The following is a 24,850-nucleotide window of genomic DNA, read 5'->3' as shown; positions in this document are numbered from 1 at the left end:
TTTTGGTTGCATAAGTTTATAGGAGAGAATAGAAATATAGACGTAGATATGATACGTCGGTCAAAAGTTACGTTTAGTATCTAAATTGGCGGGACTTCATACAAAGAGCTACCCGACAATTCAATTACAGAAAAAGAAAGTAAACGCATTAAAAAAACAAAAATGGCAAAATTAGAATTTGACCAATTATTAGAAGCTGGTGTACACTTCGGACACTTAAAAAGAAAGTGGAATCCAGCAATGGCTCCTTACATTTTCATGGAGCGTAATGGCATTCACATTATCGACCTTTACAAATCAATCGCAAAAGCTGACGAAGCTGCTGCTGCATTGAAACAAATAGCAAGATCAGGAAAGAAAATTTTATTCGTGGCTACTAAAAAGCAAGCGAAAGAAGTTGTTGCTGATCTAGCACTATCAATAAATATGCCTTACGTAATTGAGCGTTGGCCAGGAGGTATGTTAACCAACTTCCCAACTATCCGTAAAGCAGTGAAAAAAATGTCGACTATCGACAAAATGATCAAAGACGGTACATTTGATACTCTTTCTAAAAGAGAGAAACTTCAAGTTACTCGCCAACGTGCTAAATTGGAAAAAACATTAGGATCTATCCAAGATCTTACTCGTTTACCAGCAGCATTGTTTATCGTTGACGTATTGAAAGAAAATATTGCAGTTAAAGAAGCTCAACGTTTGGGTATTCCTGTATTTGCTATGGTAGATACAAACTCAGACCCTTCTGATATCGACTTTGTTATTCCAGCAAATGACGATGCTTCTAAATCTATCGAAGTAATTCTTTCTCACCTTTGCGAGTCTATCAAAGAAGGTTTGGAAGAAAGAAAAGTAGAGAAAGCAGATAGTACTGCTGCTGAAGCACAAGAAGATGGTGCTAAAAAAGACCGCAAAAGAACTACAGCTAAAAAAGAACGCACCACGAAAGATGATGACGATGCTTTGAAAGCTGCTGTTACAAGCAAATTCGTTAAAGACGAAGAATAATAATTATACTAAAGGTTAAGAGTAAGTACTAAGGATAAGTTTCTTGGGCTCACTCTTGACCTTTTGCTTTCTTAAGAAAAAGCAGTATTTAATGTCGTATTTGAAAGTTATAACTATCTGTCGATATTGTGCCTGCCCAAAGAATAAGAAAGTTCTAGACCAGAATATTAATAATCAAAAAATAATATAAAGATATGGCAGTTACTATGGCTGATATCCAAAACCTTCGTAAGAGAACAGGTGCGGGTATGATGGATTGTAAAAATGCATTGAGCGAAGCAGAAGGAGATATCGAAAAAGCAATCGAAGTAATTCGTAAAAAAGGACAAGCTTTCGCAGCAAAACGTGGCGATCGTGAAGCTTCTGAAGGTTGCGTACTTGCAGGTACAAATGGCGATTTCGCAACAATTGTTGCTGTAAGATGTGAAACTGACTTCGTAGCAATCAACTCTGAATTTGTTGGAATGACTACTTCTATCTTAGACGTAGCATTAGCAAACAAACCTGCTGATTTGGATGCACTAAATAACTTGGAAATTGCAGGTCGTAAAATCTCAGATGTAGTTGTAGACCGTATGGGTATAACTGGTGAGAAAATGGAGATCGGTGCGTACGAAACTATTATTGCTCCAACTGTAGTTGCTTATGTTCACCCAGGTAACAAATTAGCTACAATTGTAGGATTTAACAAGCCTAATGTTGATGCTCAAGTAGGAAGAGACATTGCTATGCAAATTGCAGCAATGAATCCTGTTGCTTTGAAAGCTGAACATGTGTCGGAAGAAATCAAACAAAGGGAGTTAGCTCTTGCTAAAGAAAAAGCTTTGGAAGCAGGAAAACCTGAAAATCTTATCGACAAAATTGCTGAAGGTGCATTGACTAAATTCTACAAAGAATTTACTCTTCTTCAACAAGAATTCATTAAGAATCCAAAACAAAATATTGAGCAATATCTTCAATCAGTAGATAAAGAATTGACAGTTACTGAATTCAAACGTGTTACCTTGAATGCAGAGTAATTGATTGACTTCAATATATTATAGTATACGAAAGCCGTGCTCTCCAAGAGTGCGGCTTTCTTTTTTATATTCTTTAGCTGAAACGTTTAGTAGAAAATGAAAAAACAATATTTCTCAACCCGAAGACCTAAGCTATATGCTCTAACATATCTTATAATTGGATTATTTATTCTAGGTTGTTTAATCGCTGTGTTAGTTGCGTTATTACTTTTGTTTTCGCTGACATTATTTCTTAATATTTTGGATGAGTTTATAGTGCTTTTTATTGTAATTGTCATTGTGGCAATAGTTTATATATCTAGATCAATTTCGTACTATCGAAGAGAGCATATGGTTGTGGCGGAAGTCGACGAAAATGGTCTGTATTATCTTACGAGATTGAACAACATAAAGTATACATATTTTGTTGAAATAAAAGAGATATATTTGAATGTGGATAAGAAGATCAAAGTTCTTTACAAAAATGGAAAAAACTTGTCTATATCATTGGAGATTTCTGATGATGAAAAAATGGAATTTATCTCGCTTGTGAAAAAGAATCTTATAAAGAAAGGTGTAAAATAGTATGATTAATATTTTTGATTTGCGGAGAGATTTCACACTTCGTACTTTAGATGAAAAGGATGTTTTGCTAAATCCAATAGCACAGTTTGAGATATGGTTTAAAGAGGCTATTGAGGCGGAAGCTTTAGAGCCTAATGCCATGAATTTGGCTACCGTAGGGTTTGATATGAAGCCATCATCAAGAATTGTATTGTTAAAACAGGTAAGAAGTGAGGGCTTTGTATTTTTTACAAATTATGATAGCCGAAAAGCAAAACAAATGGCTGAGAATTCGAACTGTGCCCTAACTTTTGTCTGGCAAGAGTTAGAGAGGCAGGTTCGCATTGAGGGGCGGGTAGAGAAGATTCTACCTGAGGAGTCTGATTTGTACTTCGAGAGGCGTCCTGTAGCTAGTAAACTGGGGGCATGGTCTTCGCCTCAAAGTTCAATAATGCCTAATCGTGAATATCTGGAAAACTTGGTTGCCGATTTTGAGCAGAAATTTGCTAATGTTGAAATATCAAGACCCGCAAATTGGGGAGGGTATCTTGTTCGTCCTACTTTGGTCGAATTTTGGCAAGGACGCGCAAATCGTTTACATGACAGAATTCAATATACTTATGAAAATAAGGAATGGATAATTAATAGATTAGCTCCTTAATTTTAGCCGAATAACTGAAAAGGTTAATTTATATTGTAAAATAGGTAGTAAAGATTTGCAAATGTGAGATAAATATTATTCATTTGTAATAATTATAAACCAAAACTACGAAGCCTATCGAAAAAACATTACTCATAGTAATTTAGACATATAGTAATGGATGTATTAAAGAACATGACTGATGAAGAGTTGGTTATTTCTTATTCGATTGGTAATAATCTAGCTTTTGATGAACTTCTTCTTCGTCATCAAAAGAATGTATATAATTATATATACTTCATAATAAGAAATAGAGAAATGGCAGAGGATGTTTTTCAGGAAACATTCATTAAAGCTATTACCACAATAAAACAAGGTCGGTACGTAGAAAATGGTAAGTTCAGGGCATGGATAATGCGTATAGCTCATAATCTTGTGATAGATTATTTCAGACAAGAGAGAAATGAGAATACGGTATCTAATGACGAAACTGAGATTGATTTGTTGAATAACGCAAATCTATGTGAAGGCACAATAGAAGATCAACTTGTTTATGGGCAAATCTTGCAAGATGTAAAGAAGTTGATACAATACTTACCCGAAAGCCAACGAGAGGTATTGGAAATGAGATACTATCAAGGGCTAAGCTTCAAGGAAATTTCGGAACAAACAGGAATAAGCATTAATACTGCTTTGGGCAGGATGCGTTATGCTATATTGAATATACGTAAAATGGCGGAAGAGAATGGTATTATTCTTTCAGTCGGGTAAAATCGTCCCAATCCTTAAACTCTAAAGATAATTGTATAGCATCATGCCAGATGATGCTATCTGTGTTTTTTATACTTAAACCTAATAGGCGTACTTTTGCCGATATATCTATATCCTTCATTAATTCGAAACCCACTTTGTATAAAGTTTCGTAATCGGTGACCATTGATAGCAGAGTTTTGCTTCTTGTTATTGTTTTAAAATCGGCATACTTTGCCTTTAACGTAATTGTGCGTCCCAAAAATTCACTTCTTGTTATTCTCTCTACTACATCTTTCGCAATCTCATCTAGCTCTATGGCGAGTTCTTCAAAAGAGTCTATGTCTCTGCTGAAAGTATTCTCAGATCCTACGGATTTACGTTCTCTGTTGGGTTCTACTTTGCGGTCATCTATTGCTCTGGCATTCATATAATACATATGTCCAGCTTTCCCGAAAAGTGACACAAGTTCGGGTTCGCTCTTCGCTTTAAGGTCCGCCCCGTTCTTTATGCCGAGTTGATGCATCTTTTGCGCTGTGACTTTTCCCACACCAAAGAAACGCTCAATAGGTAAGGTTTCTACAAAGCTTTCGGCATCCTTAGGTCTTATTATAAATAATCCGTTGGGTTTTTTGTAATCAGAAGCAATTTTCGCTAAGAATTTATTATAAGAAACTCCTGCAGACGCAGTGAGCGAAGTTTCTTCATATATCTTTTTTCTTATCTCTTTTGCTATTTGTGTGGCATAGGGTAATGCTTTGTGATTTTCGGTTACATCAAGAAAAGCTTCATCTAAAGATAATGGTTCCACAAGATCGGTATAATCTAAAAATATATCCATAATCTGATTGGATGCCGATTTGTAGACATCAAATCGAGCAGGCACAAATATTAGGTGAGGGCACTTTCGTAATGCTGTCTTAGATGGCATTGCAGACCTCACTCCATAGGTACGTGCCTCATAGCTGGCAGCAGCAACTACGCCTCTGTCGCCGGCATAACCTACGGCTAGGGGCTTACCTCTATATAGTTCGTTGTCTCTTTGCTCGATTGAAGCATAAAAGGCATCCATATCTATGTGAATGATTTTCCTCACATACAAATTTAATGAATATAGGGATAAAAACTATTAAGGGAGTAGACCTTTTTGTGTATTTGCTAAAGGTGATGAGACTTATACTCCTCTCTGAATATTTATGTACCAACTAAATAAGGTTAAGAGGAGAAATAGAATGTATACTTTCCAAGTTATCAGTTGATTCATTTTTGATACGAAGTGGTCTTTTCCTCTTATAGCATCAAATAATAATAGAAAGAAGCTAATAAGGACGAAGATTGTGAGAGGTATTCCAAGAATATGGTAGTGGAACGATTGAATGAAGTTACCGTTGAAAAGTGCTAAAGTTGCGCGCCCCAATCCACAACCGGGACAAGGTATATGCGTAAGATTCTTGAAAATACAGATAGTGCTGTTGTGCTCGTGGTTTTGGTGAAGATCCATGAGCAAAAGGGTGGTATAAGCTAATACAATTGCCAGAGCATATTTAAGGCTCTGGGGTAATTGCTTTATTGGGGAGGTTATTGGCATAGGACATGAACATATTGTAGTTATACTCTTTGGTTAGATTGCCTATGATAAACCAATCTATAATAGTCCAAATAAAACATCCTCCACAAGTAATCAGCTTGATGACTCCTAATAGAACTTGTCCGATCATCATTCGGTCAATACCTAAATATCCGACCAGTACTGATAAGCAGATAATCATAGATGTATCTTGATAATCTAATGATGTTGCAATAATAGATTCTTGAGAAGTCATTCCTTTCAGCCTCTCTTTGATGATAGATAAGCGGTGAGAGGGAAACTTATTCTGATTATTTATGGTAAACAGAATTATATCGTTTTCATTCATAGTATAATAAAAAAAGGCTCTCTTTCGTAAGGGAGCCTTTATATTTTTGTTTTATACACCCAGAGCTTGTGTGAATAAATTGAAGTTGTATTCTCTTGCTTTATCTTGTATTAAGAACCAGTCTACAATTGTCCATACACAACATCCACCAGCAGTAAGTAGTTTTAATACACCTAAACCAGTTTCGCCTAGCATAAATCTGTCTATACCTAGAGGACCAGCCAAAAGAGATATTATAAGCATGGTTGTTGGGTCTTTATAATCCAAAGATAAAGCTAATTGAAATTTGCTGTCATCTAATTGGCTTAGTTTATTGGAAATTAAAGAAAGTTGGCTTGTTGAAAATTTCTTTCCATTTGTAGCCAAAAACATATCAATTTTGTTTTGATCCATTGGGTGTTTTTTGTTAGTTATTTTATTAAAATTAAGGCAAAAGTATTCATAATAAACGGACTATGCAATAGGCTAAAAACCATTCTGTTTTTTTGTATAATAATGTTATAATACAGTTTCTTATGGTGCTAATACATGGTAGGGATGATTTAATGTTTTGGTAAGCATCTATATCTGCAAACATTTTCGTATTTTCGCAGTTCGAAAAATATTTTTTAATTATGGAAATTGCAAGTAAGTACAATCCTGCGGAAGTAGAGGATAAATGGTATGAGTATTGGATGAAAAATAATCTTTTTCATTCTGAACCAGACAGTCGCGAGCCGTTTACTGTCGTCATTCCTCCTCCTAATGTCACAGGTGTTCTACATATGGGACACATGTTGAACAATTCTATACAGGATATACTAGTCCGTCGTGCACGCATGATGGGTAAAAATGCTTGCTGGGTTCCTGGTACCGACCATGCTTCTATTGCCACCGAGGCTAAGGTGGTAGGGCGATTAGCTTCTCAAGGAATCAATAAAAGAGATCTTACTCGTGATGAGTTTTTGAAACATGCTTGGGAATGGACTGATGAACATGGTGGAATCATCCTTCAGCAACTACGTAAACTTGGTGCTTCGTGTGATTGGGATCGTACGTGTTTTACACTGGATGAGAAACGTTCCGAAAGTGTATTCAAAGTATTTGCAGACCTTTATCGCAAAGGTTTAGTATATCGTGGAGTGCGTATGGTCAATTGGGATCCTGCTGCCAAAACTGCTCTGTCGGACGAAGAGGTGATACATAAAGAAGAAAACAGTAAATTATATTACTTAAAATATAAGGTCGAAGGCGAAGATGGTTTTGCTGTTGTAGCAACTACACGTCCCGAAACTATTTTTGGAGACGTTGCTGTTTGCATCAATCCAAATGATGAAAAAACAGCGCATCTGAAAGGTAAGAAAGTTATAGTTCCTATTGTAAACCGTGTTGTTCCTATCATCGAGGATGATTATGTAGACATGGAGTTTGGAACGGGATTTCTGAAAGTTACTCCTGCCCATGATGTGAATGACTATATGTTGGGCGAGAAACACAATCTTGAAGCTCTTGATATCTTCAACGATGATGGAACACTCAATGCGCATGGTCTTCAATACGAAGGGATGGACAGATTCGATGTTCGCAAGAAGATCGAAAAAGATTTAGCAGAATCTGGCTTATTGGACAAAGTTGAAGCTTATACCAATAAAGTTGGATTTTCGGAGCGTACAAATGTGCCTATTGAACCAAAGCTATCTATGCAGTGGTTTTTGAAAATGGAAGATTTGGCAAAGCCTGCTCTTGATGCTGTTGAAGACGATACAATAAAATTCTATCCGGCACGCTATAAAAATACATACCGTTATTGGATGGAGAACATCAAAGATTGGTGTATCAGCCGTCAGCTTTGGTGGGGACATCGTATTCCTGCTTACTATTTGCCCGAAGGTGGTTATGTAGTAGCGGAGACTCCCGAACTGGCTTTGATTGAAGCTCAAAAAAAGAATCCAAGCTTAACAATGGAAGATCTTCGTCAAGATGAAGACTGTCTGGATACTTGGTTCTCTTCATGGTTGTGGCCTATATCGGTATTTGATGGCATAAATCATCCTGATAATAAGGATATAGAATATTATTATCCTACGAGCGATTTGGTAACAGGTCCGGATATTATCTTCTTTTGGGTAGCCCGTATGATAATGTCGGGGTATGAATATCGTAAGAAGCCATGTTTTCAGAATGTATACTTTACAGGAATTGTTCGCGACAAACAAGGTCGTAAGATGTCTAAACAATTAGGAAACTCTCCTGACCCTATTGAGCTGATGGCTAAGTACGGAGCAGATGGGGTACGTATGGGCTTATTACTTACGGCTCCTGCAGGAAATGATATTCCTTTTGATGAAGCTCTTTGCGAACAAGGACGTAACTTCAATAGTAAAATATGGAATGCTTTCCGTCTTGTAAAAGGGTGGGAGGTTGATAGCTCAATAGAGCAACCCGAAGCAGCAGCTATTGCTGTTAAATGGTTTGATGATGTATTGTCCAAAACAATTGCAGAAGTAGATGAGCTGTTTGCTAAATACCGTTTGTCGGAAGCTCTAATGCTTGTTTATAAATTGTTCTGGGACGAGTTTTCATCGTGGTATTTGGAAGTAATTAAACCAGCTTACCAAAAACCGATTGATGCTAAAACTTATCAACAAACACTTGGTTTCTTCGATTCACTATTAAGGATATTGCATCCATTTATGCCTTTCATTACAGAGGAATTATGGCAAGCTCTTTCGGAAAGAAAAGATGGCGAAAGTATAATGATTGCTTCTATGCCTGCTGCAAAGACAGTAGATAGCGAACTTCTGAATTCTTTTGAGAAGGTTAAAGAAATTGTTTCGGGTATCCGTACCATCAGATTACAGAAGAATATAGCCAATAAAGATCCGTTGGAATTAGAGATTATGGGAGATCATGATGACTCATTTAATTCTGTTATTTCTAAAATGGGTAATATCTCAGAGATAAGAAAGACATCGGATAAAAATCCATTGGCAATATCTTTCCTTGTAGGAACTACAGAATTTGCTGTACCTATGGGTAACAATATTGATGTGGAAGCCGAAATTGCAAAACTTGAAGCAGATCTTGTTTATCAACAAGGTTTCTTGAATTCGGTTATGAAGAAGCTGAGTAACGAAAAGTTTGTAGCTAATGCAAAAGCTGATGTAGTAGATGCAGAGCGTAAAAAACAAGCGGATGCTGAAAGTAAGATCAAAACCATTGAAGAAACTATTCAAAGCTTAAAGAAATAAGGTTACGACTTTATCCTATACCTATATAAAAAGAGCTCTACCAACGGTAGAGCTCTTTTTATTTAAGATATGCATTAAGCAGTTGTTTCGGTTTCTTTAGCTATATATATAGGACGCTTTTTTGTTTCCAGATAAGTTTTCGATAAGTACTGTCCGAGTATTCCAAGGCAAAGCAATTGAATACCTCCAATAAAGAATATGGCACATATCAAAGATGGATAACCGGGAACGGGGTCGCCCCATAGTAAAGTCTTGGTGATAATCATACAAATCCAAACGAGTGATATAAGGAAGAATACAAACCCAAATACAGAGGCTATAGCCAAGGGACGAGTAGAGAAAGCTATAATACCTTCGAGTGAATAAAAGAATAGTCCCCAGAACGACCATTTTGTCTCTCCGGCTACACGTTCTACATTTTCATAAGCAATCCATTTGGTATTGAAGCCTACCCATCCAAAAATGCCTTTCGAGAATCTGTTATATTCTCCTACCTTCAAGATAGAATTTACCATTGCACGAGACATCAATCTGAAATCTCTGGCACCATCTACAATTTCAGTATCTGATATCTTATTGATTAGTTGATAGAACTGTTTGGCAAAAAATGAACGGATGATAGGTTCTCCCTTTCGGTCTTCGCGACGGGTTGCAACGCAATCAAAATCTTCAGTTTTAAGAGACTCATACATCTCAACCAGCAAATGTGGAGGATCTTGAAGGTCGGCATCCAACATGGCAACATAGTCGCCCGTTGCAGCCTCAAGTCCAGCGTATATAGCTGCTTCTTTACCGAAGTTTCGAGAGAATGAGACATAACGTACTCTGTCATCCTTTTTCCTGAGTTCTTTGATAACTTGTAGCGTTTTATCTTTAGAGCCATCATTCACAAAAATGAACTCGAAATCTTGTCCATTCATTTGTTGAGCTACTTTTACTAGTTCTTCATATAAATATGGAAGAGCCTGTTCTTCGTTGTAGCAGGGAACAATTGCTGATATTTTATCCATTTATAACTTTGTTTTTGTATAAAATTAGAGTGTTGAAGAGGTTGAGCAAAAGAATAAGGCGATATTTTATCATTCCGATTATTAAATCTCCTTTTAATCCTGATTTCTCTCTCTGTATATCTTTTATAGACAATCTAGTGTTCGGATTGTTTATTATTGTTTTAATATTTTTATATCGCTTGAAGAAGCTGTTCGTGTTATTTGTAAAATACTCATTATTAATAGACGTAACAGCCCTTAAGGTGTAATCGTTTTTAATCCGTTTATTAGCTTCTGCTATAAACGAATCAGATTTTGCGTGAGTATATGCTTTCTTAAGGTCATCAAGAAATATTAATTCTTGTTGCCAACGGATAGGATCGTATCTGTTAGACAGAGATTCATCATTTACTTGATAGTGATAGAAGACTGAATCTATAAAGAACATTCTGTTTGAATGTAACATTGCTGTAATAGTGAATAGTCGGTCTTCGCATCTCCTCAATTCTTTGTTGAAGCGGATATGATTTTTCTCGATAACCTTTCTTCTGAATAGATGAATCCAAAGAACTCCGAGGATAAACATACCTCCGAATTTTTCTGATCCCACCATTGGCAATACGATTTCTTGCTCAAATCTTTCCCCAGCATATTCTCCTTTAAAAGGCAGTTGATTCAATCTTTCACCTTTTCGATATGCATTGAATCTCAGTATATCTATACTGTTATTATCCAGATAGGGTATAAAAGTTTCGTATGTGTTTAGCTCTATGTAATCGTCGGGGTCTACAAAACTTATATAATCTCCCGTTGCGATATCCAATCCTGAATTACGAGCAGATGAAACTCCTCCGTTTGCTTGATGTATTACATTTATGCGGGGGTCGTTTTGGGCATAAGCATTACAAATATCTCCCGAAGAATCCGTTGATCCATCATTTATAAGAATAATGTCTAAAGCGGTGTAGGTCTGCTTCACAACGGAATCCAGACAACGCCCCAGAAATTGTTCCATATTATAGATCGGGATTATTATAGAGATAGTAGGAGTCATAAGTTACATTCAATAATATCGTTGTATGTTTACTTGTAGTGGCAGATTTGTATATCTGTCCGAATTACTACATAATTACTAAAAAGGTCTATGACCTTAGTTTTTTATAGATAGCTTCTGCTATAAAAAAATCTTCTTCCCAATCGATGTCGAAAGAATCTATATCGTTATTCTCAAATAAGAATGGTTTCTTTCCGATTCTGTCTTCAAGATTTCTGTATATATCTATATCTGCCAGAAATATCCCGCTATTGATTTCGTAAAGCGGCTCAATAGTTTGAGTTCTTGGCCATTTCTCTTTGTTGCGGTCATAATTTACAGCACCTTCTTTGTTCCAGATGAAAGTTCTCAAGGCGGTAACCGACATTAGAGAATCATGATCGCCTTTACTTAGAGCATTTCTATAAGCATCAATTGCTTCTTCGTATATCTTACCGTCAATAAAAGGTGATGTTACATGAGTCCACAACACAGCTCCTTCTGTGATGATAGTAGGTACATATTTTACGAGATCATCAGTAGATGTGCTTGATGTTGCCAGATGCTCAGGTCGTCTGTCTATTTTTATTTTATCGCTTGATACTGTTTCGGCTAGTTGAATAACCTCTTCATCATTAGTAGACAAAACAATAGAGTCAATAGCATTACAAGCTACCAGTTGTTGTAATTTTATCTTTAATAGTCCACCCTCAATATCTGCAAAAATACGGGTGTTCTTATGAGGAACTCTTTCGCTGCCTGCCCTACATGGAAGAAAAACGGATATTTTCATTTAATGAAACATTATTTAGTTATAACTAACTGTCGTATTTATATTTATGAAAGCAATAACAAGATCTGAGACCTTTAATCTATTAATAATCGGTATACCGATAAATTTTTCACTCCTTGATATTTTGTAGCAGTTATGGTTGCTACCTCTATATCGGGTCTTTTATCTACAATCTGTGAAAGCAGATATTCGTTTTCGGAAGTGAGTAGTCTTTCATTCTCATTTATCAAGCCATCGTAGCCGTCATATCCTGCAATATATACAGTTGTTGCAGATAATTCTATTGCTGTTTGCAATGCCAACGCTGTATGCGAATCCTGATAAAGTGGAGAGAATGTTACTTCTTTAAGCTCAAAGCTTTTGTCGATTAGCTGTTGAGGAATATAAGTTCCCATTTTTCGAGGATAAGAAGGCAGAACACATGAGATCTTGTTCAGGTCGAAGTCAGCAAATACTTTCTCTAAACGGTGTCCTTCGTTTCCTACTAAACAGAAAAACTGAGGAATATCTATATCATTATAATAACCTGCATTTTTGCTGCTTGCATGAATGATGCAAATTGTCTTGTCTTCTTGTTTCTTTATGAACTGTTTTATTGCAGTAGCACAATTGGCTCCACTAGGACCTCCTCCTATAATAAGGACAGTGTCGAAATGTGATTTGTTTGAATTGAAAATAGGAAGTTTCAGGTTATCTCCTTTTTTATCTTTCATATTATGCAATGCCTGCAAGATACTATTGATAGAGTAAAAGCGGCGAGTAACCCAATCCATCACATCCTTTTGTGGTAGTGAATTGAAGCCCGAAACCATATAAGGAAGGTTGGTTCCCCAACCGTATTCTTCTTTTAAACGTTCAAAATCGGCAACAGTAGTGCTAAGGCTGTTGAAATCTAACGATACACCTTCTTTTGAGGAGAAGTAAGATAGCAACAGTTCGGTTTTCATATTACCTGCACCTCGTCCCATTCCCGTGATGGTAGTATCAATAAGTTCGCATCCAGCTTTTATGGCTGCCAGCGTATTGGCAAATGCCAATTCGGTATTGTTATGACCATGAAAGCCAATTTTACATTGCAGTACCGATCTTAAGTGTCGGGTTATAGTTTCTACTTCTTCTGGAAATATACCCCCATAAGAATCAACCATCGAGAAACTATCAACTTTACCATTTAAGGAGGCTACATCTGTCATGAAATTGGGATATTCGGTCATCCATTTGGATACGTACATTACGTTGAATCCCATTTCGAATCCCATTTCCTTGATGCGAGCAGCAGTTTCCCCTGCACGCTTTATATTGGCAGGATCCACAGCCATTCTTATAATGTCTATTGTTCCTTTGCAAGAAGATAAGAGCTTTTCAAGATCATCTATCTTAACTTCTTTCTCATTCAACATAATACCTATCTTCTTCGAAGGCATATGTTGGCGAGCGTATTTCAATATATAATCGGGACAGTAATTATACTCCCCTTTATATCCATCCTGAACTAAAGATCGGTACCCGATTTCAATATATGATACAGGCAGTTTTTCCATTGCCTGAAAATAATTGAGAGTCAGGTTTTCATTAAAATCCCAATTGGTATAATATCCTCCGTCTCTAAGGGTACAATCTACTATATCTATCATAATAAGTAATTTCAACTATTTATAAATACATTTCGATAAGTATAATTCATTGTGATTATTATACTAACCGAAGCAATAAAAAGGTCTAAGACCTCAATTCTGGATTAAATACATACTTAATAATCTCTTTCATCTCTTGTCTTACTTCTTCCTCTGGTTTTTGGCTAAACTCATTTAGTTTAGTTTCGAACTCCGATAGGTTTACGAATTTGTCGTTCATGCCGATAAATTCTTCATTTTCCGATTCTGACCATCGTAAAGAAATCTTACCCAAAGCCAACGATTCGTAATAAGCAGTTGTATTAACGGCAATGGTAAAGTTGACCATATCTGATCTTAGCACTTCTTGTACCGAATGTTCCCGTCCAAGGAAAATCATATTGTCGGAAATGCTGGCAAATGATTTATGTTCTACATCCATCAAAAAAGGATGCTTCTTTATATAGAATAATACTTTGTTGTTATGTTTCTTATTGAAGTCTTTTAATAACGAAAGTAGCTTATCATTAGATGGAATATAAATGGCTCTTCCTAATAGTACTAAACATTTAGTGAAAGACTTATCGATATGAGAGATCATTAAATCTTTATACTTGGGATTCCCCATCAATATTAATCTTGATTTGTCTATACCTTTTGAGGTCAGATAATCAACTGTTGATTGCCCCCAGCACAAAAGCTTGTCAGCTATCATATTGTCGAAATTAATATAATCGAAAGGAATCATTAGCTTGAAATTGCAAAAGATTCCATGCTGCATCGATATGGTTTCTATCCCTCTGTTTTTAAAGTAAAGGGTAAGTAAGCTTTCTTCCTTATAAGCTGCATTGAAACAAATATATCTTTTGATATTTTCGGGACATTGCACCTTTTCAAGTACGTTTATCTGGTTAAACAACTTGGTCAATAAGCCTACTAAAAACAGCTTAGTCATAAAAGATTCATCAATTGGACGACCAAAAATGAGTTTGAATGCTTTTGCCAAGTGCTTTAAATAAGAGAAACTAAGGAATGACACTTTCTTATTGGGTAGGGCAGACAGTTTAACAATTGAAGAGTCGGGATAAATGGATTTTACGGAATTAGCCAAATCCTGATAATCGTCTCTATCTATCAGAAATGATATAACAGAAGATGATTTGGTGTCAAGAACTTGTCCCAGGTCTTTAATCTGTGTGCTGATATAAAACTCTTTAAATACTTCTCTTGCCGAAATAGCATCGTCACTAAACAGGAAAGTAAAATAACCTGGAACCAAATACTTTACATTATACCCTTTGTATGTATAATTTAACTTTTCGAGTAAAGATTTATACCGATTATAATAGGTTTTATCCATGTAAATAGTGAATATCTGTAATTAGCTTAAGGTCTGAGACCTCTTTATTGTTCTGACTTTTGATCTATCCTTAGAGTTATAACTGACCCAATACAGCAATGATGTTCATTATGTGTATAAAGGAACAAAGTTAATCAATTCACCATTATAGTAAGATACATCTTGGATAAATTTAATAATCAATGGATTATTTTAGAATCTTATACTTCTGAGCAATCTTTTAGTAAAATAGAATTAAATATCACTGAATGTATCAGAATGATATCTCTACATTATTATCAGCCGGGTAAAAATCTAATTCTATATTATCATTAGGAACAGGCATCGACGAATCCAGCTCTTTAGACAATTGTTTGATTGTTGTTTTTAACTCTTCGTCTACAACTTCGTCTCCTGCAAGATGCATTACGAATATTTTTCCGATCATATCAGACATTAATGATAAAGTGGCATCGGGTAATTGTAAGCCCATCGAGCGTATTTTGCTGATGGCAATTGCACGACTACGTTCCTGCATAATAGCTTTATTATCTTCGGATATTGTTAGATTATTGGGAATGGAAGTGATGTTTTTTGTCGAAACTTTCATTCCTTTTTTATTCAATTCCACAAAACGGTAAGGAAACGGGTAAGCGCAAAGAGAGCCGGTTTCTATATCATAGATTTTGTTACCCGATGGCGATCTGTATTCTGTTATGTCATTAGCATGAAAATGCCCCGTAAATATTGCTTTCATGCCCAGATCGGCAAAAAGAGGAGCCAGTCGTTGCCAGTCGTTGATCACATAATCTTTGAAAAATGTTGCCTGAAACATAATATGTTCTACCAATCCGTGGTGCATCATACTCACCACCTGAATGTTCTTTTGTTTGGCTTCATTCATTACCTCTACGATCCACCGTTCGGTTGAAGGAGATATTTGCCCTGAAGAAATAGTTGATGTAGTGTGTTCTTTGTATCGGCAGCCATCAATAGCTAGTAACCAAGTATCATTATTTAACTGAGCTACATAGCTGAGCGATGCTGTATCTCGCCTTAATGCTCTGTTATAACCACAGTCGCTATAAATATGCCTGAATTCCATAGGGGTGACACTTTCTACGGGGTATGTTCTATCTCCTTCGTAACGTACCGGATTTGGCACATTTACATCGTGATTTCCGGGAACAACAAAAACTCTTACACCTTTATCAATGAGAGGTTGAAGCTTTTTGACGAAATCAATATGACTTTGCTTCTCTCCATCTTTGGTCATGTCTCCCGGAATAAGCAATACCTCTATATCACTCTTTAAATATTCGGCCAAAACCTGATCTAAAACTTGAGGTACATCGGTTATCGCTTTCCCGCCTGAGTTCACAGCATTTTGAATGGCTGAACCATTATCCATCAATTGCTCCGATAAATAATGAGGATCACTTATTACGCCTATTTTGAGGCTTTGGGTTTCTTGGGCACACGAAGTGAAACTCCACCCAAAAAAAAGTATAATAGAGAGTATAATATGATATCTCATTGTTTTTATAATTGCTTTAGTAGGAAATATATGTATTTTGGAGCATCTCGTATGACTTTTGTTTGGTCTTCTCGTAGATTAGGTATACACATACACCTAAAACTATTGATAGAATAATCATGTATCCACCTCTCTCTATCAATTGCCTCTTGCGATGATAGATCCCAAAAGCAAGCACAATTGCTCCTATGGATGCTAAGGCTATTAAGATATATTTTGCGAAAACGGCTATTTCGGTTATCTGGTCGGGCATCATAATCTATAAAAATGTTATTAGTGAATTTTACAAAAATAATAAAAGGTATATTAATATACAGTTTGTGTTACTAAAGTTAAATGCTTATTGTCTCTACATTGTTCATTTCTCGGAGAAATAAAAGTTTGTTAGCCCTTAAATAGCTATAAATAATATGGGGAAATTAGGTTAAGATTTAGATTGTCTTTTGTTTACTGCCCAAAAGCTTTAGTCTTCGCATTAATTATTCTATTTTTGCAAAACAAAATTTAAAATATCAAAAACAAGTGATGAAAAGGTGTTTCAGATATCAATATTTATTGACTGTTTTGCTGGTAGGGCTTATCTTATCTTCGTGCGGAAGTAAGAAAACGGTAACCAGTTCGGCAGATCTCCAATATCCCAAAAGAGAATTTAGAGGAGCATGGATTCAAACGGCATGGCAAGGTCAGTACAAGTCGATGAACAGTACGCAGATGAAAGCATATTTTTCCGATGTATTGAATAAATTTCAAGCAGCAGGTATCAATGCAGTTATCTTTCAGGTACGTCCTCAGGCAGATGCTTTCTACTATTCGGAGTTAGAACCTTGGAGTAGCTTTTTAACCGGAACCCAGGGTAAGCCAATGGCTGATGGATTCGATCCTTTGACTTTTTTGGTTGAAGAATGCCACAAGCGTAATATGGAATTGCATGCATGGTTGAATCCTTATCGTGTATCTCTATCCGAGAATCAGGTACTCACTAAGAGTCATATGTATTATCAATATCCCGATCGTTTTGTAAAATACGGAACACAAATTTTCTTCGATCCGGGAATTCCTGCTAACAGAGATTTTATTTGTCAAGTAGTAAAAGATATTGTAAAAAGGTATAATGTAGATGCTATCCATATGGATGACTATTTTTACCCATACCCCATTGCAGGAAAACCATTCCCCGATGATCGCAGCTTTGCAACCTATGGTGCATCTCAGGGATTCGATCAGGCACATCGTGACGATTGGCGTCGTAACAATGTAAATTCGCTAATAAAAGAAATCAAAGAAACTATCATAGTAACAAAACCTTGGGTACGTTTTGGTATCAGCCCTTTCGGGATATATCGTAACAAAAGAAGTACACCCAATGGAACGGGAAGTAATACAACCGGATTGCAAAATTATGATGACTTATATGCTGACGTGAAGCTGTGGGTGAAAAATGGTTGGATTGACTATAATATGCCTCAGGTTTATTGGGAAATAGGTCATAAAGCAGCCGATTATACAACACTTGTAGAGTGGTGGGCAAACAATAATTTTGAACAACCCTTGTATATTGGGCAAGATGTAAAGCGGACTATGGATGCTGTAATGCCTTCGGGCGATAATCAGTTGGCTGAAAAGATGAGACTATCAAGAAGCTACAAAGCCGTAAATGGTAACTGTTTTTGGTATGGTCAAAATATAGTTGAGAATTATAGAGGCATTACCAGTAGTTTGATATCTACCTATCATAAATACCCATCGCTTATACCTGCTTATACACACATGTATAGAGGTGCACCCAAGAAGGTGAAAAATGTAAAGGAGAAATACACAGAGGCGGCTCATCTTCTGGTTTGGGATAGAGATGGCGAAAAGGGAGATCCTTTAGCGGGTACTTACTTCGTGGTTTACAGATTTGCACAAGGACAATCTGAGAATTTAGAGGATGTCCGAAACATTGTAGGTATTACACGCGATACAAAATACCCACTACCTTATGAAGGTGGAAAAAAGAAATACAAGTATGTTGTGACGGCAGTTGATGCTTTTCATAACGAATCGAAGGGTGTTGCTAAGAAGCTATCATTGTAACGAGAAACTTTTTTAAGCCATTGTTACTTTAGAGCGTATAATTGAAGTTATTTAAAAATAGAAATAGAATTAGATGAGTAGGAATACTTTTGAAATGGTTGCTAAAACAATGTCGGGACTCGAAGAAGTCTTGGCAGAGGAATTGACCGCCTTAGGTGCTGATAATCTTCAGATCGGGCGGAGAATGGTTTCGTTTACAGGCGATCAGATGTTGATGTACAAAGCAAATATACATTGTCGTACAGCTTTACGAATATTGAAACCACTGTTCAAGTTCAAAGCAAAAAATGCCGATGAGGTATACGAAGAAATCAAGAAATTCAAATGGGATGATTTCCTTTCAGAGAAAAATACCTTTGTGATAGACGAAGTAGTCTATTCATCGTTGTTTACACACTCTAAGTTTGTGGCGTATCGTGTAAAGGATGCTATTGCAGACTATTTTATACAGAAAACAGGTAAACGCCCATCGGTGAGTATTACCAACCCCGATATATTTATCAATGTGCATATCTCGGAAAATCAGTGTACAGTATCACTCGACAGCTCGGGAGAGTCTTTGCACAAAAGAGGATATCGAGTAGCTCAAACCGAAGCTCCATTGAATGAGGTATTGGCTGCGGGAATGATTCTTAAAACAGGGTGGAGAGGCGAATGTGATTTTGTTGATCCCATGTGCGGATCGGGAACATTGCTTATCGAAGCCGCTATGATTGCCATGAATATTCCTCCGGGTATTTATCGTCCCGGTTTTGCATTTGAGAAATGGCCTGATTTTAATCAAGACCTTTTCGATACCATTTATCAGGATGATAGTAACGAGAGAGAATTCAAGCATAAGATCTACGGTTCTGACATCTTGAAAAGTGCTATCGCGATTTCGACCGAGAATATTAAAAGTGCGGGAGTTGCCAAATATGTAGAGCTTAAAGCAATGCCTTTTCAGCAATACAAAGAAGCGCCATCCGAAAAAGGTATTCTTATTACGAATCCTCCTTATGGAGAGCGTATCAAATCGGATGACTTATATGGTATGTACGAAATGATAGGTGAAAGATTGAAGCACGTATTCGCAGGATATACTGCTTGGATACTTAGTTATAGAAAAGACTGCTTTGATAAGATAGGTTTGAAACCATCAAAGAAAGTACCTCTTATAAATGGTTCTTTGGAATGTGAATTTCGTAGATACGATCTGTTTGCAGGAAAGAAGTACGATAAGAAGAATCGAGAAGAAAGAGAAGAGCAGTAATTTATATTACTAACTGAGATATGTGGGATTTAAAATAAGACGAAGGAGCTTATTTTAAATCCCACTTTTTATATAAATCTACGATTTGTCCCATAACGTATGCATCTAATGTCATAAGTATATATTGGCTGGTATCTACCTTTGTTGCTATAATTTAAAAATAGAAACAAAATGGAAATAGATTTGGTTTTTTACGCTATATTAGCAGCTTTAGGATATGTGTTACTGCAATCGTTGTTCATTATGGGTGTTTGGATTGCAGCGGCTGGAGAGACAGAGGTAATGCCCGATGGTAAGGATAAGGATAGTGAGATGATTCTTTATCCTCTTAAAAAGTTCCTTATGCAGTCTGAAACGAAAACTGTTTATTTTTCAGGGGACCAATTTACCAATCTGATTAATAAAATCCAGATGGTTCTACCGGAAGTGAATTTGAATGTGATAGATGAAGCTCTTTTTTTGAATGGAGAAAGAGATAATAATACCTCGTTTCTTAACTCTTTAAATAGTGTATTATCTCAAATAGATTCACAAATAAAGATTCGAATTAATAATAATGCAATAAGCTTCTACAAAATATATCAAGAGCCGCGATTTAGCAAGTATTTAAGGAAACCCCTTATACAATGTCCTATGTGTATGGCTTCGTTTTGGAGTATATTCAGTTATTGGATACCTGTTTTATGTCTGTTTGGATTTAGTTTTTGGTATCTTTATTTGGGCGTTATAAATATCTGTTGTGTATCTTATTGTAATTTCTTATTGAGAAAAAAGCTTTAAAGATTTGATCGAATGGCAACTCAGGAAAATAAAGACAAGTATATAGTGAATAATACCTCTTATTTGAAGGAGGGACGAAATCATAATTTTCTGGAAATAATACCACTAGAGAATTTGAAAGTTTTGCAGAATCAGTTTAACTCAGGTTCCGACAGACAGGATTATTATACTATTGTATTGCTGACTTCGGGAAGTATAACCGAGACAATCGGCTATAAAACATACTGTTTCGAACCTAATACTTTGTATTGTATTCCTGCAAATGCATTGCATTCGGTCGATTCATGGAGCCGTGATGTAAAAGGGTTTCATTGCACTTTTGATGTCGAATATTTTCTTCTTTGTATTCATAATCAGATTAAGCTGACTCAGTTTCCATTCTTCCAATTGGGAAAGACTCCTTTTATGAAAGTTTCAACAGTTGAAAGGAATATGCTGATTGAAATTTTCAAAAAGATGAACATTGAATATTCGCGCAAGAAAAGTTTAAATGATGACTTATTGGTACGACTTTATCTTAATGTTCTTTTGATAGAGATTGAACGTATATATAAGCACAAATCGGATACCGGTAATATGGGTATTCCTAGGCAGCAGCAAATAGTTATGCAGTTTCAGGAATTGGTATCTCAGCATTATTTACAATTGCGTAAAGTGTCGGAATATGCTGACCTCTTATATATTAATGCGCATTACCTAAATGATCTGGTGAAAGCAATAACAGGTAAACCTGCCAGTACATATATTCTGGAACAACTATTGATGGAATCTAAGTCGTATCTGATACAGACTAATTATACTGTAAGTCAGATTGCGATAGCTTTAAACTTTTCTGATGAATCTTACTTCTGTCGCTTCTTTAAAAAATATACAAAGATGACTCCTGTTGAATTTAGACAGAATCATCATCAACATAGCAAGTAATCTATATAATTAGATGAATCTTAAAACAAAGCAGCAGGAAAATATAGATTTTCCTGCTGCTTTTATATTCTAATTCTATACTCTTATTTCCAAAGTGGAGTAGGGTACTCACCGCTATCAGCAAGACCTTGAAGCTTGTCAACTACCGATTGACGGTCTTCAGCGTAAGTTACACCAAACCATTTAGAAGTAGTATCTAATATTTTTACATCCGCAGTTTTATTTTTGATCAAATGATCTACCATAAGAGGAATAAAATATTCAGACTTCAAGTTATCTTGATTCTTTTTCAAGAAGTCTACGAAGAAATCTTCCGAATATTGGAAATACTCAGGAGTGAATCCCCACATATTCATAGATACAGGAGTGTTTTCTTCCAATTCATGCCATTCGTTTTCACCCTCTTTATACTGAATCTTACCATCTTTACGTTCGATGTGAGTACGCTCAGTAACCGTAGTCAAGAAGCCTTTATCATCACTGGCACAAACACCACGTGCAACAGATCCGCTTTCTGAAAGTGTATTACATAAACGGTATCCTACCATGCAATAATGGTTTTTGCTTCCTTCAAGATCGGTAAGGAATTTAGCAAGAGTAGCAAATCCGTCGCGACCATAGAAGTCATCGGCATTGATTACAGCGAAAGGTTCGTTGATAACGTCTTTACCCATTAGCACTGCATGGTTAGTTCCCCATGGTTTAACACGGTCGGGACTTACAGTAAAGCCTTCGGGTAGATTGTCGAGTTCTTGAAATACTATTTCTACCGGAATATGTTTGTTGTATTTAGATGCAACTTTGTCTATGAATTCTTTTTCGAAAGATTTACGGATTACAAATACTAGTTTGCCGAATCCACTTTTTACGGCATCATAGATAGAATAATCCATGATTGTTTCGCCACTGGGACCCAATCCATCCAATTGTTTAAGACCTCCGTAACGGCTACCCATACCGGCAGCAAGCACAAATAATGTAGGTTTCATTCTAATGTATTTTATGTTGTAATATTATAAGGTTTATAACGTCAAAGTTAAGTTTTTATTTGTTTAGGCAAAAGAAAGTATCGAATGATATATTTAGAAATATAGCAGTCTATAGATATTCTGTTTGCTAAAGCAATAAAAAGGGTAAGAGACTTTAATCGAGTCCTTTCATCGATAAAGCTACTCGTTTTCTGTCGGAGTCAACTGATAATACTTTCACTTGAACGTACTGATGTAGAGATACAATCTCAGTAGGGTCAGATACAAACCTGTCTGCTAATTCTGAAATATGTACCAAGCCATTTTCTTTAATACCTACATCAACAAAACATCCGAAATTGGTAACGTTAGTAACTATACCGGGTAGAACCATGCCTTCTCTTAAATCTGCAATGGTCTTGATTGTAGGATCAAATTCAAAAGCCTGAATCCCTTTTCGTGGGTCACGTCCCGGTTTATCTAATTCTTCAATAATATCGTTGAGAGTAGGTAAACCTACTTTATCATTCACATATTTATTTAGATTCAGGTTCTTTTTCAGTTCCTTGTTTTCGATCAACTCTTTTACGTTGCAACCTAAATCTTTAGCCATAGTTTCTACTACGATATAACTTTCTGGGTGTACAGCCGAATTATCAAGAGGGTTCTCTCCATCGGCAATTCGTAAGAATCCAGCACATTGTTCAAAAGCTTTTTCACCCATTCGAGGAACCTTAAGCAATTGCTTGCGAGTTTTGAATGCTCCGTTTTCGGCTCTGTAATTTACAATGTTTTGGGCTAGGGTAGGACCTAATCCCGATATATAAGTGAGTAAATGTTTACTTGCAGTATTTACATTTACGCCAACCATGTTTACGCAACTTTCCACTGTTAAGTCAAGCGATCGTTTCAATTTCGTTTGATCTACATCGTGTTGATATTGACCTACACCTATTGATTTAGGATCTATTTTTACTAATTCTGCCAAAGGATCCATCAAACGGCGACCAATAGATATGGCTCCACGAACTGTTACATCGTATTCTGGAAATTCCTCCCTTGCAATTTTAGATGCAGAATAAATAGATGCACCGTTTTCGCTTACTACAAATACTTGTACTTCTTTTTCGTAACGGATCTTCGTTATGAAATGTTCTGTCTCGCGGCTGGCAGTTCCGTTACCTATGGCAATAGCATCAATTTTGTAAGTCGATACCATTTGTGAAATCTTTCCTGCAGCTTTAGACGATTCGTTTTGAGGTGGATGAGGGTATATCGTTTCGTTATGAAGTAAATTTCCTTGCGCATCTAAGCAAACTACCTTACAACCTGTTCTATATCCGGGGTCTATACCAAGTACTCTTTTTTGTCCGAGAGGAGCAGCTAGGAGCAGTTGTCTGAGATTTTCGACAAATACACGTATGGCTTCTTCATCTGCAAGATCTTTCGACATGGTAGCGAATTCTGTCTCTATGGATGGCTTAAGTAATCGTTTATAAGCATCTTTGATAGCGACTTCTACATATTCGGATGCTTCTGTAACTCCTTTTACGAATTTACGGTTGAGGCGTTCCAAAGCATCTTCTTCTAGAGGTGCAATATTTATTCTTAGGAATCCTTCCGCTTCACCACGTCGCATAGCTAATATGCGGTGAGATGAACAACGACTCAATCGTTCTTCCAGATCAAAATAGTCTCTGTATTTGTCTCCTTCTGTTTCTTTGCCTTTAACGACTTTAGAGGTGATAAATGCATCCCTTTGAAAGAGATTACGTATTGTATTACGGGCAGCCTCATCTTCGCTTACCCATTCGGCAATAATATCGCAAGCACCATTTATGGCTTCTTTAGTATCCTGTACATCTCCTTTTACAAAAGCAAGAGCTTTAGATTCTACATCAAACTTCTGTTGTAGCATCAAAGCCTGAGCCAATCCCTCTAATCCTTTTTTACGTGCTATTTCGGCACGGGTTTGGCGTTTAGGTTTGTAGGGTAGATAAATATCTTCGAGCTCGGTTGAATTCCAGCAATTTTCTATTCTCGATTTCAGTTCGGGAGTTAGTTTCTCTTGTTCTTCTATCGTTTTTAAAATGGTTTCTTTTCGCTTTGTTAGTTCTATCAGCTTATCGTATTGCTCTTTGATATCGGCAATCTGAACTTCGTCTAGTCCTCCGGTTACTTCCTTCCGGTAACGACTGATAAACGGGATGGTAGCTCCATCGTTAAGTAAGGCTATTGTCTTTTCTATTTGGCTCTCTCTAATATTCAGAGCCGATGATATTAGCTTATTAATGGTCATATAGTCAATATATAATATTTTATTGCAAATCTACTTCCTGCCTCATCTAAGGCCGTGTATTTGCTAGTTAAAATAGATTAACAGGATCCGTTTGTATATCAAATGCTTATTAGAGTCTGGTACTTATTAATAATGAGTATTTTA

Annotated in this window: 22 protein-coding genes and 1 pseudogene; 10 read left to right on the top strand and 13 right to left on the bottom strand. The window is 36.4% G+C overall.

From position 1 onward, the window contains the following. Positions 1-162 precede the first annotated feature (162 nt). The 5 genes from rpsB to HGC4_RS11650 all read left to right on the top strand — a co-directional run bounded on the left by rpsB (position 163) and on the right by HGC4_RS11650 (position 3,978). A complete protein-coding gene (gene rpsB, locus HGC4_RS11670) occupies positions 163-1,005 on the top strand; it encodes a 30S ribosomal protein S2 (RefSeq protein WP_050710316.1) in 843 nt (280 codons plus the stop codon). Between the two features lie 194 nt (positions 1,006-1,199). Continuing rightward, entirely contained in the window at positions 1,200-2,024 is an 825-nt protein-coding gene (tsf, locus tag HGC4_RS11665) for a translation elongation factor Ts (RefSeq protein WP_050710315.1), read from the top strand. Positions 2,025-2,120: 96 nt separating this feature from the next. Beyond that, complete coding sequence (locus tag HGC4_RS11660) at positions 2,121-2,588, top strand: hypothetical protein (protein ID WP_050710314.1); 468 nt, start codon at positions 2,121-2,123, stop codon at positions 2,586-2,588. Between the two features lies 1 nt (position 2,589). Beyond that, complete coding sequence (pdxH, locus tag HGC4_RS11655) at positions 2,590-3,228, top strand: pyridoxamine 5'-phosphate oxidase (protein WP_050710313.1); 639 nt, start codon at positions 2,590-2,592, stop codon at positions 3,226-3,228. A gap of 156 nt (positions 3,229-3,384) precedes the next feature. Continuing rightward, a complete protein-coding gene (locus tag HGC4_RS11650; protein ID WP_050710312.1) occupies positions 3,385-3,978 on the top strand; it encodes an RNA polymerase sigma factor in 594 nt (197 codons plus the stop codon). Here the strand turns inward: HGC4_RS11650 and dinB are convergent. From dinB to HGC4_RS11635, 4 genes are all read right to left on the bottom strand, one after another. After that, positions 3,959-5,059 carry a DNA polymerase IV gene (dinB, locus tag HGC4_RS11645; protein ID WP_087880170.1) on the bottom strand — a complete coding sequence of 367 codons (1,101 nt, stop codon included), beginning with the start codon at positions 5,057-5,059 and terminating at the stop codon, positions 3,959-3,961. The two genes, HGC4_RS11650 and dinB, sit on opposite strands and share 20 nt — an antisense overlap. Positions 5,060-5,131: 72 nt before the next feature. Beyond that, positions 5,132-5,545, bottom strand: coding sequence for a DUF2752 domain-containing protein (locus tag HGC4_RS18470; protein WP_082204162.1), 414 nt, complete (start codon positions 5,543-5,545; stop codon positions 5,132-5,134). Further along, on the bottom strand, positions 5,502-5,873 hold the full coding sequence (locus tag HGC4_RS11640; protein WP_050710310.1) for a TM2 domain-containing protein: 372 nt from the start codon (positions 5,871-5,873) through the stop codon (positions 5,502-5,504). The genes HGC4_RS18470 and HGC4_RS11640 overlap by 44 nt, the downstream gene beginning before the upstream one ends. 51 nt (positions 5,874-5,924) lie before the next feature. Further along, positions 5,925-6,266 (bottom strand): TM2 domain-containing protein, encoded by a 342-nt coding sequence (locus HGC4_RS11635; RefSeq protein WP_050710309.1) that lies wholly within the window; start codon positions 6,264-6,266, stop codon positions 5,925-5,927. Positions 6,267-6,487: 221 nt separating this feature from the next. Between HGC4_RS11635 and HGC4_RS11630 the strand changes: the two genes are divergently transcribed. Further along, positions 6,488-9,103 carry a valine--tRNA ligase gene (locus HGC4_RS11630; RefSeq protein WP_050710308.1) on the top strand — a complete coding sequence of 872 codons (2,616 nt, stop codon included), beginning with the start codon at positions 6,488-6,490 and terminating at the stop codon, positions 9,101-9,103. A 74-nt stretch (positions 9,104-9,177) separates the two neighbouring features. Here the strand turns inward: HGC4_RS11630 and HGC4_RS11625 are convergent, their stop codons facing one another. The 7 genes from HGC4_RS11625 to HGC4_RS11595 form a co-directional block, all read right to left on the bottom strand. Next, complete coding sequence (locus HGC4_RS11625) at positions 9,178-10,113, bottom strand: glycosyltransferase family 2 protein (RefSeq protein WP_050710307.1); 936 nt, start codon at positions 10,111-10,113, stop codon at positions 9,178-9,180. Continuing rightward, positions 10,106-11,107 (bottom strand): glycosyltransferase, encoded by a 1,002-nt coding sequence (locus tag HGC4_RS11620; RefSeq protein WP_199327778.1) that lies wholly within the window; start codon positions 11,105-11,107, stop codon positions 10,106-10,108. Before HGC4_RS11620 ends, HGC4_RS11625 begins: the two co-directional genes overlap by 8 nt. A gap of 127 nt (positions 11,108-11,234) precedes the next feature. Continuing rightward, a complete protein-coding gene (locus HGC4_RS11615; protein WP_050710305.1) occupies positions 11,235-11,918 on the bottom strand; it encodes an acylneuraminate cytidylyltransferase family protein in 684 nt (227 codons plus the stop codon). Positions 11,919-11,992: 74 nt separating this feature from the next. Continuing rightward, positions 11,993-13,552: an aldolase catalytic domain-containing protein gene (locus tag HGC4_RS11610; protein ID WP_050710304.1), complete on the bottom strand. Its 1,560-nt coding sequence runs from the start codon at positions 13,550-13,552 to the stop codon at positions 11,993-11,995. A gap of 85 nt (positions 13,553-13,637) precedes the next feature. After that, a complete protein-coding gene (locus HGC4_RS11605; RefSeq protein WP_050710303.1) occupies positions 13,638-14,891 on the bottom strand; it encodes a hypothetical protein in 1,254 nt (417 codons plus the stop codon). A gap of 253 nt (positions 14,892-15,144) precedes the next feature. Beyond that, entirely contained in the window at positions 15,145-16,407 is a 1,263-nt protein-coding gene (locus HGC4_RS11600) for a metallophosphoesterase family protein (RefSeq protein WP_082204161.1), read from the bottom strand. A 16-nt stretch (positions 16,408-16,423) separates the two neighbouring features. Continuing rightward, the gene (locus tag HGC4_RS11595) at positions 16,424-16,663 is read right to left on the bottom strand and encodes a hypothetical protein (protein ID WP_050710302.1); all 240 of its coding nucleotides are present in this window, start codon (positions 16,661-16,663) and stop codon (positions 16,424-16,426) included. Between the two features lie 269 nt (positions 16,664-16,932). On the opposite strand from HGC4_RS11595, the gene HGC4_RS11590 reads away from it, so the two are divergent. From HGC4_RS11590 to HGC4_RS11575, 4 genes and pseudogenes are all read left to right on the top strand, one after another. Continuing rightward, positions 16,933-18,483: a glycoside hydrolase family 10-like protein gene (locus HGC4_RS11590; protein WP_050710301.1), complete on the top strand. Its 1,551-nt coding sequence runs from the start codon at positions 16,933-16,935 to the stop codon at positions 18,481-18,483. 94 nt (positions 18,484-18,577) lie between these two features. Then, positions 18,578-19,732, top strand: a pseudogene (locus tag HGC4_RS11585) (class I SAM-dependent RNA methyltransferase); the annotation flags it as partial. Positions 19,733-19,906: 174 nt separating this feature from the next. Then, entirely contained in the window at positions 19,907-20,515 is a 609-nt protein-coding gene (locus tag HGC4_RS11580; protein ID WP_050710299.1) for a hypothetical protein, read from the top strand. A gap of 12 nt (positions 20,516-20,527) precedes the next feature. Continuing rightward, positions 20,528-21,439 (top strand): helix-turn-helix domain-containing protein, encoded by a 912-nt coding sequence (locus HGC4_RS11575; RefSeq protein WP_050710298.1) that lies wholly within the window; start codon positions 20,528-20,530, stop codon positions 21,437-21,439. A gap of 83 nt (positions 21,440-21,522) precedes the next feature. On the opposite strand, the gene HGC4_RS11570 is transcribed toward HGC4_RS11575, so the two are convergent. Together HGC4_RS11570 and HGC4_RS11565 are read right to left on the bottom strand one after the other, a co-directional pair. Further along, positions 21,523-22,428: a sugar phosphate nucleotidyltransferase gene (locus tag HGC4_RS11570; protein WP_050710297.1), complete on the bottom strand. Its 906-nt coding sequence runs from the start codon at positions 22,426-22,428 to the stop codon at positions 21,523-21,525. Between the two features lie 154 nt (positions 22,429-22,582). Then, positions 22,583-24,706 (bottom strand): Tex family protein, encoded by a 2,124-nt coding sequence (locus HGC4_RS11565; protein ID WP_050710296.1) that lies wholly within the window; start codon positions 24,704-24,706, stop codon positions 22,583-22,585. Positions 24,707-24,850: the final 144 nt, after the last annotated feature.

The sequence above is a fragment of the Dysgonomonas sp. HGC4 genome (assembly GCF_001261715.1).
Taxonomy (GTDB): Bacteria; Bacteroidota; Bacteroidia; order Bacteroidales; family Dysgonomonadaceae; genus Dysgonomonas_A.
This window is presented reverse-complemented; position numbering and strand designations above follow the sequence as displayed.

Coding starts and splice junctions, on each gene's coding strand:
- HGC4_RS11605 (WP_050710303.1), bottom strand. CDS start 14,891: ATGGATAAAACCTATTATAATCGGTATAAATCTTTACTCGAAAAGTTA.
- HGC4_RS11660 (WP_050710314.1), top strand. CDS start 2,121: ATGAAAAAACAATATTTCTCAACCCGAAGACCTAAGCTATATGCTCTA.
- HGC4_RS11635 (WP_050710309.1), bottom strand. CDS start 6,266: ATGGATCAAAACAAAATTGATATGTTTTTGGCTACAAATGGAAAGAAA.
- rpsB (WP_050710316.1), top strand. CDS start 163: ATGGCAAAATTAGAATTTGACCAATTATTAGAAGCTGGTGTACACTTC.
- HGC4_RS11650 (WP_050710312.1), top strand. CDS start 3,385: ATGGATGTATTAAAGAACATGACTGATGAAGAGTTGGTTATTTCTTAT.
- HGC4_RS11620 (WP_199327778.1), bottom strand. CDS start 11,107: ATGGAACAATTTCTGGGGCGTTGTCTGGATTCCGTTGTGAAGCAGACC.
- HGC4_RS11640 (WP_050710310.1), bottom strand. CDS start 5,873: ATGAATGAAAACGATATAATTCTGTTTACCATAAATAATCAGAATAAG.
- HGC4_RS11630 (WP_050710308.1), top strand. CDS start 6,488: ATGGAAATTGCAAGTAAGTACAATCCTGCGGAAGTAGAGGATAAATGG.
- HGC4_RS11565 (WP_050710296.1), bottom strand. CDS start 24,706: ATGACCATTAATAAGCTAATATCATCGGCTCTGAATATTAGAGAGAGC.
- HGC4_RS11625 (WP_050710307.1), bottom strand. CDS start 10,113: ATGGATAAAATATCAGCAATTGTTCCCTGCTACAACGAAGAACAGGCT.
- HGC4_RS11590 (WP_050710301.1), top strand. CDS start 16,933: ATGAAAAGGTGTTTCAGATATCAATATTTATTGACTGTTTTGCTGGTA.
- tsf (WP_050710315.1), top strand. CDS start 1,200: ATGGCAGTTACTATGGCTGATATCCAAAACCTTCGTAAGAGAACAGGT.
- pdxH (WP_050710313.1), top strand. CDS start 2,590: ATGATTAATATTTTTGATTTGCGGAGAGATTTCACACTTCGTACTTTA.
- HGC4_RS11575 (WP_050710298.1), top strand. CDS start 20,528: ATGGCAACTCAGGAAAATAAAGACAAGTATATAGTGAATAATACCTCT.
- HGC4_RS18470 (WP_082204162.1), bottom strand. CDS start 5,545: ATGCCAATAACCTCCCCAATAAAGCAATTACCCCAGAGCCTTAAATAT.
- HGC4_RS11615 (WP_050710305.1), bottom strand. CDS start 11,918: ATGAAAATATCCGTTTTTCTTCCATGTAGGGCAGGCAGCGAAAGAGTT.
- HGC4_RS11570 (WP_050710297.1), bottom strand. CDS start 22,428: ATGAAACCTACATTATTTGTGCTTGCTGCCGGTATGGGTAGCCGTTAC.
- HGC4_RS11600 (WP_082204161.1), bottom strand. CDS start 16,407: ATGAGATATCATATTATACTCTCTATTATACTTTTTTTTGGGTGGAGT.
- HGC4_RS11580 (WP_050710299.1), top strand. CDS start 19,907: ATGGAAATAGATTTGGTTTTTTACGCTATATTAGCAGCTTTAGGATAT.
- HGC4_RS11610 (WP_050710304.1), bottom strand. CDS start 13,552: ATGATAGATATAGTAGATTGTACCCTTAGAGACGGAGGATATTATACC.
- HGC4_RS11595 (WP_050710302.1), bottom strand. CDS start 16,663: ATGATGCCCGACCAGATAACCGAAATAGCCGTTTTCGCAAAATATATC.